Here is a 17,109-nt window from a genome sequence, read left to right on the forward strand (position 1 = left end):
ATTGTTCCCTGATCCCTCCCAGGGGTTTCCCCGGAAAGGCCCCCCATGGCACCGCGCATCCTGCTGGCCCGGCACGGACAGACGGAGTGGTCGCTGTCCGGCAAGCACACCGGCAGGACCGACGTGCCCCTCCTGGAGGAGGGCCGCAGGGGAGCCGAACTGCTCGGCGAGCGGCTGCACCGGGCGCCGTTCGACGGCCTGGCGGACGTGGAGACACGGACCAGCCCGCTGGCACGCGCGCGTGAGACGTGCGAACTCGCCGGTTTCGGCGGGCGCGCCACCACCTGGGACACCCTGATGGAGTGGCACTACGGCGCCTACGAGGGCATGACCCCCGCCGAGATCCAGGAGGCCCGGCCCGGCTGGCTCATCTGGCGCGACGGCGTCCCGGAGGGCGAGAGCCTCGCCGAGGTGACCGCCCGCGCGGACGAGGCCGTCGCCTGGGCCCGCTCGGCCGACCGGGACGTGCTGTTCTTCGCCCACGGGCACATCCTCCGCTCCATCGGGGCACGCTGGCTGGGTCTGCCACTCGACTTCGCGGCCCGGCTGCGTCTGAACCCGACGTCGCTGTCGGTCCTGGGCTGGGCCTACGGCGAACCGGCGATCGAGAGCTGGAACGACCTCGGGCACCTCGGCTAGCCGGCCCGGTCCCCGGGGACCGGGTCTCACACCGTCCGCGGTGTCGAGGCGTGCCGTTCCAGGAAGGTCGACACGCCGCTCGCCCTCCGGTGCGGGAGCAGCACTCGGGCCGTGCCCGCCAGCATCGTCTGGATCCGCGACGACTGGACCTGGTCCAGCAGATCCAGCACCCGCATCCCGGCCACGGCCGCCTCGTCCGGCCGGCCCCCGCGCGCGAGGTCGTCCGCGAGTTCGGCCGTGTACAGGGCGATGTTGCGGGTGAAGTGCGGGTCCTGGAGGTCCGCCGCCCGCCTGGCGTGCCGGGCCGCGCGCGGCCAGTCGCCCAGAGTCGACCAGCACTGCGCCTTGAGGCCCTCCAGCTCGGCCTGGCCGTAGAAACTCATCCACTCGGGGTCGCTGTCGCAGGGACCCCGGTCGTAGAGGGCCTGCGCGCGGACCAGGGCCTGTTCGCAGCCGGTGCGGTCGGCGAGCCCCGCCCAGCCGCCCGCCTCGCGCAGCGCCAGCAGCGACATGAGACGGGGCGAGCCCAGGGGGCGGCCGACACGCTGGGCGGCCTGGGCGGCGCGGACGGCCTCCCGGGGCCGTCCGGCATCCCGCGCGAGGAACGCCGTGTTGCAGAAGGCGTGCGCCTCCAGCGCATGGTCCCCGGTCATCCGGGCGGTCGCCAGAGCCTCCGCGTAGTGCGAGCGCGCGTCGTCGAACCGGCCCGAGTCGTGTGCCAGCCAGCCCACCGAGATGGCGAGCTCCCCGGCGCCCGAGTGGAGCCGGTCGGCGGTGGCCTGCCGGGTCGTCCCGGCGTCCAGCAGCGCGTACGCGGCGCGCAGCGGGGCGGCGGCGCGCCGGTAGAGGCCGTCAGCCCCGTGCCGGTCGTCCAGCAGCCGGATTCTGCGGACCGCTTCTTCGAGGACGCCGGCCTCGTTCGTTCCCGCGCGGCGCGCGGAACGCTTCACCGACGCGTCGTGGGCGAGCCCGAGGGGGCCCAGGGTGGCGGCGGCCATGGTGGCACCTCCGCCGGTCATGAATGCGCGACGCAGCACGTCGCTCTCCTCGTGGTCGTGGTCGTGGTGCGTGTCGTACGGGTCCTGCGTGTCATACGGCTCATCCGCCCCACCCGTCTCATTCGTGCCCCGCTCATCACTGGTAGTGCGCTCCGGTCTCGTGGTGTGTAAGCAGGGCGCGTCCTCGTCCGTGCGCGCCCCCCGTCCGCGCACGGACGCTCGGGCCGCGAACCCCAGATCGGTGAGCGTGCGTCCGGGGAACATGTGCAGGAACACCCGCTCGTACGCGTAGTTGGGGCAGCGGATCTCCCCCGCCTCGACGCGCCCGATGTAGCGCGCGTCGCAGCTCACCCGCTCGCCGATCTCGCGCGCGGCCCGTCGTACGAGCGCGGCGAACTCGGCCGGCGAGCGATGTCCGCGCAGCTGGCGGAAGGCGAGGTTGGGCCGGGCCGGCCGATCGGGCCGAGGTGGGGTCACCGTTGACGACGCCATGGCCGGGTCCTCTCGTGCGAACCGTCGAACCATGCCGGAAAAGGAATGAGTTGTCCGTGTGGCACCCTTGTTCCCGGCGGGCAAGAACGTACCTGCTGTGGTCGGGCCGCCATGCGGTGTTTGGCTACAAAACGGATATCTGGTTCGCGATCTGCCATGAACTGCCATCCTTTGCGGCGGACTTCCGCCGTAGCCCTTGACGTCCTGAAGCGTTGAACCCTGTGGACGACAGGCGGGCTGCGCGGTGGAGGCCGGGATGGAGACCAGCCAGAGCAACAACGATTTTTCTGTGCCGTCGGCGGGGGCGTGCGACCTGGTGACGGTGCCGACCCGGCATGGACTGGAGGCGGTCGACATCCTGCGGAGGGGTTCGGCGGGCGACGGGGTCGGACCCGTCCTGCACGACGACGGCGACGACACCCTCGGCTTCCTGGTGCCGGCCGGGACGGCGGCGGCATGGGACGTGCCGGGCAGTGTCTGCACGGTGACCGACGGCCGCGGGCTGCGACTCGCCCCCGAGCCGCCGGCCGGGGGCTCGGACTGGTTGGTGCCCCCCGGGGAGGCGGACCTCGCGACGGATCCGGCGGTGCTGCGGCGGGCGTTGGGCGAGGCGGCCCGGCTGATCGAGGCGGCGGACAGCTGCCGGTGAGGACGCCTGCGGCGTGACGGCGACGAGCGCGGGCCCCGACCGCACGCGCGCGTGTCCGCGACGCCGCCGAGCGCGTTCCGGCCTGTTGCCGCGGGGCGCCCTCGCAACCTGCGAAAATGCTGTCATGGCCAAGTCCAGGAACACCCGGCGCGAGCGGGACGCCGACGCCTCCGTCGTCGAGGCCGTCGACGGCGGGCTCGCCCAGCTCATACCCGACCGGGACCGTGCGCGGGCCTGGACGCTGCTCATCGACGGCGCCCCGCAGTCGCACGTCGACCTCGACGACCCCGCCCATCTCTCCTTCGAGTACCAGCGGCGCCTCGGTCATGTCATCGACCTCGTCGCCCCCACCGGCAAGCCCCTGCACGTCGTCCATCTCGGCGGCGGCGCGTTCACCCTCGCCCGGTACGTCGCCGCGACCCGCGCCCGATCCACCCAGCAGGTCGTCGAACGGGACGCGGCCCTCGTCCGGCTGGTGCGCCGGGAACTGCCGTTGGACCCGGGGGCGCGCATCAGGGTCAGGTCCGTCGACGCACGGGAAGGACTCGCCAAAGTGCCCGACGGCTGGGCGGATCTCGTCCTGGCCGACGTGTTCAGCGGCGCCCGGACCCCCGCCCACCTCACCTCGACCGAGTTCCTGGACGAGGTCCGCAGGGCGCTGAGACCCGGCGGGGTCTACGCCGCCAACCTCGCCGACGGCCCGCCGCTCGCGCACCTGCGCGGCCAGATCGCCACCGCCGCCGCGCGGTTCCCGCACCTCGCCCTGGTCGCCGACCCGACCGTGCTGCGCGGCAAACGGTTCGGCAACGCGGTGCTCGTCGCCTCGGATCTCCCGCTGCCGACCGCCGAACTGACCCGCCGCGCCGCCTCCGACCCGCACCCCGGCCGGGTCGAACACGGCCGGACGCTCACCGACTTCACCGGCGGCGCGGTGCCGGTCGTGGACGCGTCGGCGGTGGCCTCACCGGCCCCGCCCCCTTCGGCCTTCCGCTAGCCGGGCGCCTCGACGGTCCGGCGCCTCGACGTCCCGCATACCGCAGGCCGTCAGTACGTGACGATCTCCACCCGGGGCGGCCCGTCGTGCCAGGTGCAGAACACCGACACCCGGTCCGCGCCGGAAGCGAACTCCACCCGGATCCACGACTCCGTCTTCCACACCTGCATCGACCAGCCCGGGCCCGGGGTGGCGGACACGAGCGTCGCGTACGTCCTGTCCAGGTCGAAGACGACCCGGCCGCCGGCGGTGCCGTAGCTCTTGACCTGGCCAGAGCCGCTGGGAGCGGGCGCCGGCGAGGGACTCGTGGCCGCCGTCCGCGAGGGCGAGGGGGCCGTCGGCGTCCGGCTCGGGGCGGGGGAGCGGCTCTCCGGCACGAGCGGCCGGTCCGGCGACGAGGCCGACGGCCCCGGCTCCTGCGTGGTCGCCCCACCCGCGGCGAGCGGCAGGGCGCGCGGCGGGTCGTAGGCCGTGCCCGCCATCACCGTGTGCACACCCCACCACGACAGCGTGGTCGCCGCGCCCGTGGCGAGCGACCAGGCCAGTACGTGTACGAGTCCCCTGCGCATCGCGGCCATCTTGCCCCACGCGTCTCACCCGTGTCGCAGGGACGCCCCCTCCGCCGCGCACGGCCGGCTCACCGCTCGTCCACAGGGGCCGAGTTGTCCACAGGCCCGAATGACGCTCGTCCCCATGGCGTAGGTTGCGGCGCATGGCAAGTGTGCTCGTGGTCGAGGACGACCAGTTCGTACGCTCGGCGCTCATCCGGCAGCTGTCCGACGCCTCGCACCTCGTGCGCAGCGTCGGGACCGCACTGGAAGCGCTGCGCGAGGTCGCCCATTTCCGCTTCGACGTGGTCATCCTCGACCTCGGCCTGCCCGACCTGGACGGCTCCGAGGCCCTGAAGATGCTGCGCGGCATCACGGACGTGCCGGTCATCATCGCCACCGCGCGCGACGACGAGACGGAGATCGTCCGCCTCCTGAACGCGGGTGCGGACGACTATCTGACCAAGCCGTTCTCGGTGGAGCACCTGTCGGCCCGGATGGCCGCCGTGCTGCGGCGGGCCCGGTCCGGCGCCGGGGAGCCCTCGCCGTCCAGCGTCATCAGCGTCGGCGGTCTGACCGTCGACCCGCTGCGCCGCCAGGCCGAACTGGACGGCGTACGACTCGACCTCACCCGCCGCGAGTTCGACCTGCTGGCCTTCCTCGCCGGCCGGCCCGGGGTGGTGGTCCCGCGCCGGGAACTGCTGGCCGAGGTGTGGCAGCAGTCCTACGGCGACGACCAGACGATCGACGTCCATCTGTCCTGGCTGCGCCGCAAGCTGGGCGAGACGGCGGCCCGGCCGCGCTATCTGCACACCCTGCGGGGCGTCGGCGTGAAGCTGGAGCCGCCCGTGCCCGACTCCGGGGGAACGGAACCGCTGCGATGAGATGGGCACTGGTCAAGGTCTGCCTCGCGGTCACCACGATGGTCGTGGTCGCCTTCGCGGTCCCGCTCGGCCTCGTCATCAAGGAGATGGCCCGCGACCGCGCGTTCTCCAACGCCGAGCGGGAGGCCGCGGTCGTGGTCCCGGCGCTGTCCATCACGACCGACCGCGACCAGCTGGAACGGGTCGTCGCCTCGGCGGGCTCCGACGACGGCATGGCCGTGCACCTGCCGGCGAGCGACGGCCGGGCCGCCGTCGACCTCGGCCGGCAGCGCGCCGCGGACACGGACATCGCGGCCGTACGCGAACTCGGCCGTGCCTCCACCACCGAGGTCCCCGGCGGCTCCGCGCTGCTCCAGCCGGTCGCGCTGAGCCTGGGAACCGCGGTGATCGAGGTCTACGTCCCCGAGTCCGAGGTGAGCAACGGCGTCGGCACGGCCTGGGCGGTGCTCGCGGCGGTCGGCGCCGCGCTGGTCGTCGGCTCGGTCGCCGTCGCCGACCGGCTGGGCGTACGGATGGTGCAGCCGGCGAGGCGGCTGGTCGAGGGGGCGCACGAGCTGGGGGAGGGGCAACTGGGGGCGAGAGTGCCCGAAGAGGGGCCGAACGAACTGCGCCTCGCGGCGGTCGCGTTCAACTCGATGGCCGATCAGGTCGTCCAACTCCTGGCGAACGAGCGGGAGCTGGCCGCGGATCTGTCCCACCGGCTGCGCACCCCGCTGACGGTGCTGCGCCTCAACGCGGCCTCCCTGGGCGACACTCCGGCCGCCGAGCAGACGAGGACCGCAGTCGCCCAGCTGGAACGCGAGGTGGACACGATCATCCGGACAGCCCGGGAGGCCAAGCCGCAGACGGCGGCCGCGGGTCCGGGCGCGGGCTGCGACGCGGCCGAGGTCGTCAGGGAACGGATGGCGTTCTGGTCGGCGCTCGCCGAGGACGAGGGCCGCAAGGTGCGCACGGCCGGCGTGGACCGCCCGGTCCGCATACCCGTGGCCCGTACCGACCTCGCCGCCGCCCTGGACGCCCTGCTCGGCAACGTCTTCCGCCACACCCCGGAGGGCACCGCGTTCGCGGTCGACGTCCACAACGGGGAGGACGCGGTGATCGTCCTGGTCTCGGACGCGGGCCCCGGCATCCACGACCCCGAGGCGGCGATGGCCCGCGGCAAGGGCTCGGGCGCCGCGGGCTCGACCGGCCTCGGCCTGGACATCGTCCGCAGGCTCGCCGAGTCGACCGGCGGTGACGTGCGCATCGGCTCCTCGGTCCTGGGCGGAACGGAGATACGGATCTGGATCCAGCTCAACGGCCGCGAGCCGGTGCGCAGAGGCCACCGTGGGGTTGTCCGCAGACGGCGACGAGCGGTCGCCGGCCGCTCCTGACCCTCCGTATTGGTCTCGACCTTTAACCGCCCCCGATGTGTTCCTTAAGCGCTCCCTAAGAACCCCGGCCGCCGTCCCTGTCAGGCGTTTTGCCCGGTTCGGGATCGCTAGCGTGCTGCCGCACCCCACCCCCGGGATCCCCCGTGAGCAGTGAAGGCAGGCATGTGATGGGCACGAGCACGCATCGGCGCAGGGTCAGCGGCAGGAACAAGGCGATCGGCGGCGCGGTCGCCGCGGCCGTGGTGGGCGGCGGGGCCGTGCTGCTCGGCGGCACCGCGCACGCGGCCGGGGTCGGGGCTGCCTACACAAGGACCAGCGACTGGTCGACGGGGTACACCGCGCAGTACGTCGTCACGAACGACAGCGGTCAGGCGAAGGCGGCGTGGAAGCTCGAGTTCGATCTGCCGGCCGGGGCCCGGCTCAGCTCCCTGTGGAACGGCGAGTCCACGGTCGGCGGGCAGCACGTCACCGTCTCGCCGCCCAAGTGGGACACCGACGGGCTCGCCGCAGGGGAGTCGGTCACCGTCGGCTTCGTCGTGACCGGACGGGCCGACCCCGTCGGCTGTGTCGTCGACGGGGCCCGGTGTTCCGTCGACGGGGGCGCCACGCCGGAGCCCAGCGGACGGCCCACCGGGTCGGCGAGCCCCACCGCGGCCCCGAGCCCGACAGCCACCTCCGTCCCCTCCTCCCCTTCGGCTCCCGCCCCGAGCACCAGCGCGAGCACCGGCACGGGCACCGCGGGCTCCGCCGGGTTCGCCCCCTACGTCGACACTTCGCTCTACCCCGCCTTCGACCTCCTCGCGAGCATGAACGCGACCGGCGTCAAGGACTACAACCTCGCGTTCGTCACCGACGGCGGCGGCTGCACGCCCAAGTGGGGCGGTGTGAGCGACCTCGCGAGCGACGGCGTGGCCGCGCAGATCGGGGCGCTGCGGGCCAAGGGCGGGGACGTCCGGGTCTCCTTCGGCGGCGCCTCCGGCTCGGAGCTCGCGACCACGTGCTCCTCGGCGGACGCGCTGGCGGCGGCGTACGGCAAGGTGGTGGACGCCTACCGGCTCACCAAGGTCGACTTCGACATCGAGGGCGGCGCGCTGCCGAACGCCGCGGCCAACACCCGGCGCGCCCAGGCGATCGCCAGGCTCCAGCAGCAGCACCCGGACCTGGACGTCTCGTTCACCCTTCCGGTCATGCCGGAAGGGCTGACCCAGGACGGCGTGAACCTGTTGGCGAACGCGAAGTCCGGCAACGTGAAGATCCACACCGTCAACATCATGGCGATGGACTACGGACCGGCGTACAGCGGCGACATGGGGACGTACGCCGAGCAGGCCGCCACCGCCACCCAGGCGCAGCTCAAGAGCGTGCTCGGGCTCAGCGAGAGCGCGGCCTGGAAGACGGTCGCGGTCACCCCGATGATCGGTGTGAATGACGTCACGTCCGAGATATTCAAGGTCGACGACGCGACCCAGCTCGTCGCCTTCGCCAAGGCCAAGGGTCTCGGCTGGCTGTCGATGTGGTCGGCCACCCGGGACAAGCAGTGTGCGGGCGGGGCGAAGAACAGCGCGGACGCGACCTGTAGCTCGATCGTCCAGACCGGCTCGGCGTTCTCGAAGGCGTTCGCCGCCTTCAAGTGAGCCTCGTGACCAAGCGGACGAGAGGGGAAAACGATCATCAAGTGATCAAGGTGTGTCGATTACGTTTCGACAAATGAAGGCGACGGCTCTTGACGCATGACCGGACATACGGCTGTTATTGCGCCACCCAGTGTTCGGTCAAGTTGATTTCTGGTCGATTGCGATCAGCTTTCAGCCACCCTCGTGGCCGAACCCCGCGTCAGGAGCCGTTCATGCACCTCTCTCCCTCCGGCCGCCCCGTCCTCCCCTCCCCGAGCCGTCGCACCCTCCTGCGCGGCGTGGGCGGCGCGGCCCTGCTCGGCGCCGGCATACCCCTGCTGTCCGCGTGCGGCGGCAGCGGCACCGCGGCCGACCCCAAGACGGTCACGCTCGGCTCCAACGCGTCCGACGCGGTGCCGAAGAAGGCCTTCGCCGAGATCTACGCGGCCTTCAAGAAGCAGTCCGGGGTCACGGTCGACGTGAACACCAAGGACCACAACACGTTCCAGGAGCAGATCAACTCCTACCTCCAGGGCACCCCGGACGACGTGTTCAACTGGTTCGCCGGCTACCGCATGCAGTTCTTCGCGGCCAAGAAGCTCGCCACCCCGATCGACGACGTGTGGGCGAAGATCGGCGGCAACTTCCCCGACGCGATGAAGGCGCTCAGCAAGGGCGAGGACGGCAAGTACTACTTCGTGCCGCTGTACACCTACCCCTGGGCCCTCTTCTACCGCAAGAGCGTCTTCCAGCAGCACGGCTACACCGTCCCCACCACCTGGGACCAGCTGGTCGCCCTGTGCAAGCAGATGAAGAAGGACGGACTGGTCCCGATCGCCTTCGGCGACAAGGACGCCTGGCCCGCGCTCGGCACCTTCGACCAGATCAACTTCCGCACCAACGGCTACGACTTCCACGTCGAGCTGATGGCGGGCAAGGCGTCCTGGACCGACGCGAAGGTCCGCAAGACCTTCGACCACTGGGCCGAGATCCTCCCCTACCACCAGGACGGCGCCGTCGGCCGTACCTGGCAGGACGCCGCCCAGACCCTGGTGTCCAAGAAGGCCGGCATGTACCTGCTGGGGACCTTCGTGGCGCAGCAGTTCACCAACCAGGCCGACGCCGACGACCTCGACTTCTTCGCCTTCCCGGAGATCGACCCGGCCTACGGCCAGGACACCGTCGAGGCGCCCACCGACGGCTTCATGCTCTCCAAGGCCCCGAAGAGCAAGGCGTCCGCCGTCAAGCTGCTGGAGTACCTGGGCACCCCGGAGGCCGAGGCGATCTACCTCAAGGCCGACCCGAGCGTCGTCGCCGCCTCCTCCAAGGCCGACACCTCCTCGTACACAGCCCTTCAGAAGAAGGCGTACGAGATGATCAGCGGCGCGAAGCACCTCACGCAGTTCATGGACCGGGACAGCCGGCCGGACTTCACCTCGACGGTGATGCAGCCCGCGCTCCAGAAGTTCGTCCGTGACCCCAAGGGCATCGACAGCCTGCTGACGTCGATCGAGCGTCAGAAGAAGACGATCTTCGCGTCCGGCTGACACCCTCCTGCTGAAAGCGGATGAGCACCCACACCATGACCGTGGACACCACGAAGTCCCCGGAGGCGGCCGCCGTGCCGCCTCCGGGCACCGCATCCCCGAAGAAGCGGGCCGTGCAGGGCCACCGGCGCCTGCTGACCCGCCGTGACCGGCTGACCCTGACCCTGATGGCGGGCGTGCCGACGATCCTGCACGTGGCCCTGGTCTGGGTCACCGCGCTCGCCTCGATCGCGCTGGCCTTCACCACCTGGGACGGCATCGGCTTCGACTCGATCAAGTGGGTGGGGCTGGACAACTTCCGTGAGCTGTTCACCAACAACCCGCAGTTCTGGCCCGCCGTCCAGCACAACGTGATCTGGTTCGTCGTGCTGATCCTGATCCCGACCCCGTTCGGCCTGTTCCTCGCCGTCCAGCTGGACAAGAAGATCCGCTTCAGCCGCGTCTACCAGACCGCGTTCTTCCTGCCCGTCGTGGTCTCCCTCGCCGTCACCGGCTTCGTCTGGCAGCTGGTCTACAACCCCGACACCGGCCTGATCAACAGCATCATCGGCGCCAACAAACCCGGCCACTACATCGACTGGATCGGCGACCCCCACCTCAACCTGTGGGCCGTCCTGATCGCCGCCTGCTGGCGCCACACCGGCTACATGATGATCCTCTACCTCGCCGGCCTCAAGGGCGTCGACCCCTCCCTGCGCGAGGCCTCCGCCCTCGACGGCGCCAACGAGTGGCAGACCTTCAAGAACGTCATCTTCCCCACCCTGCGCCCCACCAACACCGTCGTCCTGGTCGTCACCATCATCGAAGCACTGCGCGCCTTCGACCTCGTCTTCGTCTTCAACAAGGGCGCCCAGGGCACCGAACTGCTCTCGATCCTGGTCACCAACAACATCATCGGCGAGTCCAGCCGCATCGGATACGGCTCCGCGATCGCCGTCGTCCTGCTGGTCATCTCCCTCGCCGTGATCATCCCCTACCTGATCGCGACCTTCCGCAAGGAGCGCCGCGCATGAGCACCACCCTGCCCCTGAAAGAGCCGGTGGCCGCCAAGCAGCGCACCCCCCTGCGACCCGCCCGGATCCTGCTGCACACCTTCCTCGCCGCCACCGCCCTGGCCTGGCTCGCCCCCCTGCTGTGGGCCCTGTTCGCAGCCCTGCGCCCCTACGCCGAAACCAGCGACAAGGGCTACGTCTCCTGGCCCGACAAACTCGACTTCGACAACTTCACCAACGCCTTCCAGCAGTCGGACATGCTGCACTACTTCGCCAACACGCTGATCATCGCGGTCCCGGCGGTCCTGCTCACCCTGTTCCTGTCCTCCTGCGTCGCCTTCTACGTCAGCCGTTTCGACTTCCGCGTCAACCTCTTCCTGCTCCTGGTCTTCACCGCCGGCAACCTCCTGCCCCAACAGGTCATCATCACCCCCCTGTACCGCCTGTACCTGCTGGTCGACCTGCCCGGCATCACCACCAGCGGCAAGCTCTACGACTCCGCCCTCGGCCTCGTCCTCATCCACGTCGCCTTCCAGTCCGGGTTCTGCGCCTTCGTCCTCGCCAACTACATGCGCTCCCTGCCCCACGAACTCACCGAGGCCGCCCTCGTCGACGGCGCCTCCGTATGGCGCCTGTACTGGCAGATCGTGCTGCCCCTGTGCAAACCCGCCATGGCCGCCCTGGCCACCCTGCTGTCCATCTGGATCTACAACGACTTCTTCTGGGCCATCGTGCTGATCTCCACCGGAGAGAACATGCCCATCACCTCCGCCCTGAACAACCTCTCCGGCCAGTACTTCACCGACCCCAACCTCGTCGCCGCCGGCGCCCTCCTCACCGCCATCCCCACCCTGACCGTCTACTTCGCACTCCAGCGCCAGTTCGTCAGCGGCCTCACCCTCGGCGCCAACAAGGGCTGAGCCCCCTCCCGTTGTGAAAGAGACCTCCGTGCAGCACCCCTTCACCCCCGTCGCCGCCGTCCCCGTGGACCCGCGTCGTGCCCGCGTCCACGAGGAGGGCTGGCAGTCCTGGAGCCCCAGCGGCGCCTACGCCCTCGACGACGCCCCGTACCGCCCGACCGACGGCAACTGGGCGACGGTCTGCTACCGCCCGGGCGTCACCGTCCCCGAGGGAGCCTTCCAGGGGGAGGGCCTGCTGGCCCTCGACCCCGGCGACGGCTCACCGGTGCGCCTGTGGGCGGCGCCGGACCCGGTGCGCGAGGTGCCGTCCATCCGGCTCACCAGGGCCGGGACCGTGGTGGAGATCAGCGCCGACGGCCCCGTGAAGGAGTACACGGGCACGGACGTCCAGACGCTCCTGGCCGAGTGGGCCGCCGGACTCGGCCTCGCGGCGCCCCGGCCCGCACCGACCGCCTGGTGCTCCTGGTACGAGTACTTCACCGCCGTCACCGAGGACGACGTCCACGAGAACCTCCGCGCGATGGACACCCTCGACCTGCCCGTCGACGTCGTCCAGATCGACGACGGCTACCAGCGCGCCCTGGGCGACTGGCTCACCCTCTCCGGCCGCTTCCGCTCCCGTGCCGGCATCGCCGACGCCATCCGCGCCCGGGGCCGCCGCGCCGGTATCTGGACGGCGCCCTTCCTGGTCGACCCGAGCAGCGAACTGGCCACCGCGCACCCCGAGCGGCTGGTCCGCTCCGCGGACGGCGGCTTCGCGCACGCCGGCCGTAACTGGGGCCACGACCTGCGGGTCCTCGACACCACGCACCCCGACGCCGCGGCCTACCTGACGGACGTCTTCCGAACGCTGCGCGCCGAGGGCTACGACTACTTCAAGGTCGACTTCCTGTACGCGGGCGCCCTGGACGGCGTGCGGCACGACGACACGGTGGACGCGCTGACGGCGTACCGCTCGGGCATCGAGCTGATCCGCGCGGCGATCGGCGAGGACGCCTACCTCCTGGGCTGCGGCGCGCCGATCCTTCCCTCCATCGGGCTCTTCGACGCGATGCGGGTCAGCCCCGACACGGCCCCGCACCGCCGTCCCGAGGCCGACGACTACAGCCAGCCCGGCCAGGACCCGGCCGAGTTCACCGGCGCCGCCCGCCAGTGGCAGCACGGCCGGCTCTGGACCAACGACCCCGACTGCCTGATGGCCCGCCCGGCCGTGGAGACCCGTGAGCGGTGGGCCGCGCACGTGGAGGCGACGGGCGGCCTGATGGCCTCCAGCGACCGTCTGCTGTCGCTCGACCCGTGGGGCGTGGACACCACCCGCCGACTGCTGTCGGGAGGCGGGCGATGACGCGGCGCGAGCTGAACGTCCCCGGCCTCGCCTACGGCGGCGACTACAACCCCGAGCAGTGGCCGCAGGAGGTCTGGGCCGAGGACATGCGGCTGATGACCGAGGCCGGGGTGAACATGGTCAGCGTCAACATCTTCTCGTGGGCGCTGCTGGAACCCGCCGAGGGCGAGTACGACTTCTCGCTCCTCGACCGCGTCCTCGACATGCTCCACGCCCACGGCATCGCCGCCGACCTCGCCACCCCGACGGCCGCGCCGCCGGCGTGGTTCTTCAGGGCCCACCCCGAGGCGCTGCCCGTGGACCGGGACGGCCGGAGACTGTCTTACGGCAGCCGGCAGACGTTCTGCCCGAGCAGCCCCGCCTACCGGGAGGCCGCGACCCGCGTCGCCCGTGTGCTGGGGGAGCGGTACGCCGACCACCCGGCGGTGGTCATGTGGCACGTCCACAACGAGTACGGCTGTCACAACGCGGAGTGCTTCTGCGACACCAGCGCGGCGGCGTTCCGGCGCTGGCTGCGCGACAGGTACGGCGACGACCTGGCCGCGCTGAACCATGCCTGGGGCACCGCCTTCTGGAGCCAGTGGTACTACGACTGGGAAGAGATCCTGCCGCCGAGGGCGACCGGCGCGGTCCCGAACCCGGCCCATCGGCTGGACTGGCGCCGCTTCTCCAGCGACGAGCTGCTGTCCCTGTGCAAGGCGGAGCGGGAGGTGCTGGAGCGAGCCGCCCCGTCGGTGCCCGCGACCACCAACTTCATGGTGATGTACAACTTCGACGCGCTGGACTACTGGCGCTGGGCGCCGGAGCTGGACATCGTCTCGAACGACCACTACCTCCGCTCCACGGATCCCGAGTCGGAGATCGACATCGCGCTGAGCGGCGATCTGGTGCGTTCCCTCGCGGGCGGCCGGCCGTGGCTGCTGATGGAGCACTCGACGGGCGCCGTGAACTGGCAGCAGGTCAACCGGGCCAAGACAGCGGGGGAGTTGCGTCGCAACGCGCTGGCGCACGTGGCCCGCGGCGCCGACGGCATCGCCTACTTCCAGTGGCGGGCGGCGAAGGCGGGCGCCGAACAATGGCACTCGGCGATGCTGCCGCACGCGGGCACGGACAGTGTCATCTGGCGGGACGTCGTCCGGCTGGGCGCGGATCTGCGGTCGTTGGCCGAGGTGCGCGGCAGCACGGGCACGGCCAGGACGGCGGTCGTCTGGGACTGGGACGCGAAGTGGGCGCTGGAACTGCCCTCCCAGCCCAGCGAGTCGGTCCGGTACCTGGAACTGGTGCGCTCCTGGTACGAGCCGCTGTGGCGGGCGGGCGTCGCCGTGGACTTCGTCCGACCGGACGCGGACCTGTCGGCGTACCGCCTGGTCCTGGCGCCGAGCCTGTACCTGGTGGACGAGGCGGGCGCGGCGAACCTGACGGCCTTCGCGCAGCGGGGCGGCACTCTGGCCGTCGGTTTCCACAGCGGGGCGGTGGACGAGAACTGCCATGTGCGGCTGGGCGGTTACCCGGGCGCGTTCCGGGAGGCGCTCGGTGTCCGCACGGACGAACTGTTCCCCCTGCTGCCCGGGGAGACCGTGGGACTCGACACCGGCGGTACGGCGTCGCTGTGGACCGAACGCGTACGCCTGGACGGCGCGCAGGCCGTCGCCTCCTTCACCTCAGGACCCCTGACCGGTGTACCGGCGGTGACCCGGCACGCGTACGGCGCCGGCACCGCCTGGTACCTGGCGACGCTCCCCGACGCGGACACCCTCGCGGCGCTCCTGGACGGGGTCCGCACCGAGGCCGAGGTGGCGCCGGTCCGGGCCACCCCCGAGGGTGTGGAGGCCGTCCTGCGGCGGGGCGAGGACGCGGACTACCTCTTCCTCGTCGATCACCGGGGAGCCGGCGCGCGGGTGCCCGTCGCCCCGGACGCCGTCGAACTCCTCACCGGCGAGTCCCTGGAGAACGGCACGGTCACCGTGGAGCCAGGAGGTGTGGCGGTCGTACGGGAGCCGCACCACTGACCACGCCGGCCCACCGCACGGTCCTCACGCCGCCGGGCGCCGGGCGACGGCTCCCGGCAGGCGGGTCCGGGGCCGGGCCTGTCGTACGGCGGTGAGGATCACCGTCCACGGGCCGGGCTGGTCCGTCGCGACGCCAACCCGGCGTAACGAGAAGCCCCCGGCTTCAGCCGGGGGAGGAGTCACGACGAGGATCACCGTCCACGACGTCGTGGGGCGCGGCTCGCCCCCACGACGTGCCGCGCCCCCTTCCCCGTCCCCCCCCGGTTCGGGGAAGTTCAGGCGATCAGGCCCGTTTCCAGCGAGGGCAGCGTGCCCGTGCGGGCGGCCTGCCCGTACCAGTGGGCGCTGGCCTTCGGGGTGCGGGCCAGCGTCGCGTAGTCGACGTGGACCGCTCCGAAGCGCTTCTCGTAGCCGTAGGCCCACTCGAAGTTGTCCATCAGGGACCACAGGTAGTAGCCGCGGACGTCCGCGCCGTCGGCCATGGCCCGGCGGACCGCCGTCAGGTGGCCGTGCAGGTAGGCGATGCGCTCCGGATCGTGGACGCGGCCGTCCGGGCCGGGCTTGTCGTCGTAGGCCGCGCCGTTCTCCGTGATGTAGAGGGGCAGGCCCGGGGCCTCGCGGGTGTAGCGCGTGATCAGGTCGTGCAGACCGGTCGGGTCGATGGTCCAGCCCATCTCGGTGCGCTCGCCCGGCGTCTGGTGGAAGGCCACGTCGTCCGCACCCGGCCACGGGCTGTGCGAGCCGCCCCCGTGACCGTCGGCCCGCGGACCGCCGGCCTCGGAGGCGGCCGCCGACACCAGCGTCGGCGTGTAGTAGTTGAGGCCCAGCGCGTCCAGCGGCTGGTTGATCGCCGCCAGGTCGCCGGTCTGGACGAAGGACCAGTCGGTGACGGACTCCGTCGCCGCGAACAGGGTCTGCGGGTACGCGCCGTGCAGCATGGGGCCGTGGAACACACCGTTGGCCAGGTCGTCGATCCTGCGGGCCGCGGCCAGGTCCGCCGGGTCCTGCGAAAGCGGCCTGACCACGGAGGAGTTGAGGCTGACGGCGACGGTGTTGCGGGCCGGCATGACCGAGCGCAGCGCGGACGTGCCGAGGCCGTGCGCCAGGTTGAGGTGATGGGCCGCCCGCAGTGAGGCCGCCGGATCGGTACGGCCGGGCGCGTGCACACCGGAGCCGTAGCCCAGGAAGGCGCTGCACCAGGGCTCGTTGAGGGTGATCCACTGTTCCACCCGGTCGCCGAGCGCCGCGCCGACGATCTGCGCGTACTCGGCGAAGCGGTACGCCGTGTCCCGCTCGGGCCAGCCGCCCGCGTCCTCCAGCTCCTGGGGCAGGTCCCAGTGGTACAGGGTGACGGCGGGCTTGATGCCGTGCGCGAGCAGCTCGTCCACCAGGCGGCGGTAGAAGTCGAGGCCCACTTGTACGGCGGGGCCGCGGCCGGTGGGCCGGACCCGGGGCCAGGAGACCGAGAAGCGGTACGCGGACAGGCCCAGGTCCGCCATCAGAGCCACGTCTTCGCGGTAGCGGTGGTAGTGGTCGACAGCGATGTCACCGGTATCGCCGCCGGCCGTCCTTCCCGGCGTATGGCTGAAGGTGTCCCAGATGGAGGGCGTGCGGCCGTCCTCCCGCACCGCGCCCTCGATCTGGTACGCGGACGTCGCGGCGCCCCAGAGGAAGGCGGGAGGAAAGGCCGCGGTCATCAGGTCGGGCATGTCGTCGCTCCCGTGGGTCGGGTGAGCGCCCATTATGCATGGGAGCGCTCCCACGGCAAAAGGGGGGCGCGGGAAAGGTCCGGTCCGTCGGCCCGTCTCCCGTCGGCGCGGGCCCGGTCACGTTCCGCGCCCCCCGTTCCGCACGGCCGCGCGCCACACCCGGAACCTGCTCCCCGGCCCCCGCCCCGCCGGCCGCGTCGACTGCCGCACCGCCCGGTGGCGCCCCCTCCGGTGCGGCGCGCGGCTGATCGTTCACCTTCCGGCGGCCCGTGCGAACCCGGCTCGTCGCGGCCCGGAAAATCGCGGCGCGGATGCCGGTGCGGGGCACCCGCCTCCCGTGCCGGGCGCCGGCCCGGTCGTGACCTGCGTGATTCCAGCGGGGGACGGGCTGATGTCC

At 71.8% G+C, this 17,109-nt stretch carries 14 protein-coding genes; 11 read left to right on the top strand and 3 right to left on the bottom strand.

Annotation, left to right across the window (positions count from 1 at the left end; all coding sequences use genetic code 11):
* Positions 1 to 45: 45 nt before the first annotated feature.
* Positions 46 to 639, top strand: coding sequence for a histidine phosphatase family protein (locus OHS71_RS25660; RefSeq protein ID WP_328481680.1), 594 nt, complete (start codon positions 46 to 48; stop codon positions 637 to 639).
* Positions 640 to 665: 26 nt separating this feature from the next.
* Here OHS71_RS25660 and OHS71_RS25665 read toward each other — a convergent pair whose 3' ends face one another.
* Positions 666 to 2,129 (bottom strand): tetratricopeptide repeat protein, encoded by a 1,464-nt coding sequence (locus OHS71_RS25665; protein WP_328481681.1) that lies wholly within the window; start codon positions 2,127 to 2,129, stop codon positions 666 to 668.
* 256 nt (positions 2,130 to 2,385) lie between these two features.
* Here OHS71_RS25665 and OHS71_RS25670 point away from each other — a divergent pair, with 256 nt between their 5' ends.
* Both OHS71_RS25670 and OHS71_RS25675 read left to right on the top strand, forming a co-directional pair.
* Positions 2,386 to 2,778: a hypothetical protein gene (locus tag OHS71_RS25670; protein ID WP_328481682.1), complete on the top strand. Its 393-nt coding sequence runs from the start codon at positions 2,386 to 2,388 to the stop codon at positions 2,776 to 2,778.
* Between the two features lie 124 nt (positions 2,779 to 2,902).
* Positions 2,903 to 3,772, top strand: a complete 870-nt coding sequence (locus OHS71_RS25675) for a spermidine synthase (RefSeq protein WP_328481683.1) — start codon at positions 2,903 to 2,905, stop codon at positions 3,770 to 3,772.
* Positions 3,773 to 3,822: 50 nt separating this feature from the next.
* Here OHS71_RS25675 and OHS71_RS25680 read toward each other — a convergent pair whose 3' ends face one another.
* Positions 3,823 to 4,341 carry a hypothetical protein gene (locus tag OHS71_RS25680; protein WP_328481684.1) on the bottom strand — a complete coding sequence of 173 codons (519 nt, stop codon included), beginning with the start codon at positions 4,339 to 4,341 and terminating at the stop codon, positions 3,823 to 3,825.
* A 143-nt stretch (positions 4,342 to 4,484) separates the two neighbouring features.
* On the opposite strand from OHS71_RS25680, the gene OHS71_RS25685 reads away from it, so the two are divergent.
* The 8 genes from OHS71_RS25685 (at position 4,485) to OHS71_RS25720 (ending at position 15,003) form a co-directional block, all read left to right on the top strand.
* Positions 4,485 to 5,204, top strand: coding sequence for a response regulator transcription factor (locus OHS71_RS25685; RefSeq protein ID WP_328481685.1), 720 nt, complete (start codon positions 4,485 to 4,487; stop codon positions 5,202 to 5,204).
* A complete protein-coding gene (locus tag OHS71_RS25690) occupies positions 5,201 to 6,577 on the top strand; it encodes a sensor histidine kinase (RefSeq protein ID WP_328481686.1) in 1,377 nt (458 codons plus the stop codon). Before OHS71_RS25685 ends, OHS71_RS25690 begins: the two co-directional genes overlap by 4 nt.
* Before the next feature lie 167 nt (positions 6,578 to 6,744).
* Positions 6,745 to 8,211, top strand: coding sequence for a glycoside hydrolase family 18 protein (locus OHS71_RS25695; RefSeq protein WP_328484646.1), 1,467 nt, complete (start codon positions 6,745 to 6,747; stop codon positions 8,209 to 8,211).
* A 212-nt stretch (positions 8,212 to 8,423) separates the two neighbouring features.
* Positions 8,424 to 9,737 carry an ABC transporter substrate-binding protein gene (locus tag OHS71_RS25700; RefSeq protein WP_328481687.1) on the top strand — a complete coding sequence of 438 codons (1,314 nt, stop codon included), beginning with the start codon at positions 8,424 to 8,426 and terminating at the stop codon, positions 9,735 to 9,737.
* Positions 9,738 to 9,772: 35 nt separating this feature from the next.
* The gene (locus OHS71_RS25705; protein WP_328484647.1) at positions 9,773 to 10,750 is read left to right on the top strand and encodes a carbohydrate ABC transporter permease; all 978 of its coding nucleotides are present in this window, start codon (positions 9,773 to 9,775) and stop codon (positions 10,748 to 10,750) included.
* Positions 10,747 to 11,649 carry a carbohydrate ABC transporter permease gene (locus OHS71_RS25710; protein WP_328481688.1) on the top strand — a complete coding sequence of 301 codons (903 nt, stop codon included), beginning with the start codon at positions 10,747 to 10,749 and terminating at the stop codon, positions 11,647 to 11,649. The genes OHS71_RS25705 and OHS71_RS25710 overlap by 4 nt, the downstream gene beginning before the upstream one ends.
* Before the next feature lie 28 nt (positions 11,650 to 11,677).
* Positions 11,678 to 12,994: a glycoside hydrolase family 36 protein gene (locus tag OHS71_RS25715; protein ID WP_328481689.1), complete on the top strand. Its 1,317-nt coding sequence runs from the start codon at positions 11,678 to 11,680 to the stop codon at positions 12,992 to 12,994.
* Positions 12,991 to 15,003: a beta-galactosidase gene (locus OHS71_RS25720; RefSeq protein ID WP_328481690.1), complete on the top strand. Its 2,013-nt coding sequence runs from the start codon at positions 12,991 to 12,993 to the stop codon at positions 15,001 to 15,003. Before OHS71_RS25715 ends, OHS71_RS25720 begins: the two co-directional genes overlap by 4 nt.
* 275 nt (positions 15,004 to 15,278) lie before the next feature.
* On the opposite strand, the gene OHS71_RS25725 is transcribed toward OHS71_RS25720, so the two are convergent.
* Complete coding sequence (locus OHS71_RS25725) at positions 15,279 to 16,712, bottom strand: GH1 family beta-glucosidase (RefSeq protein ID WP_328481691.1); 1,434 nt, start codon at positions 16,710 to 16,712, stop codon at positions 15,279 to 15,281.
* Positions 16,713 to 17,109: the final 397 nt, after the last annotated feature.

This window comes from Streptomyces sp. NBC_00377 (assembly GCF_036075115.1).
Classification (GTDB): Bacteria; Actinomycetota; Actinomycetes; order Streptomycetales; family Streptomycetaceae; genus Streptomyces.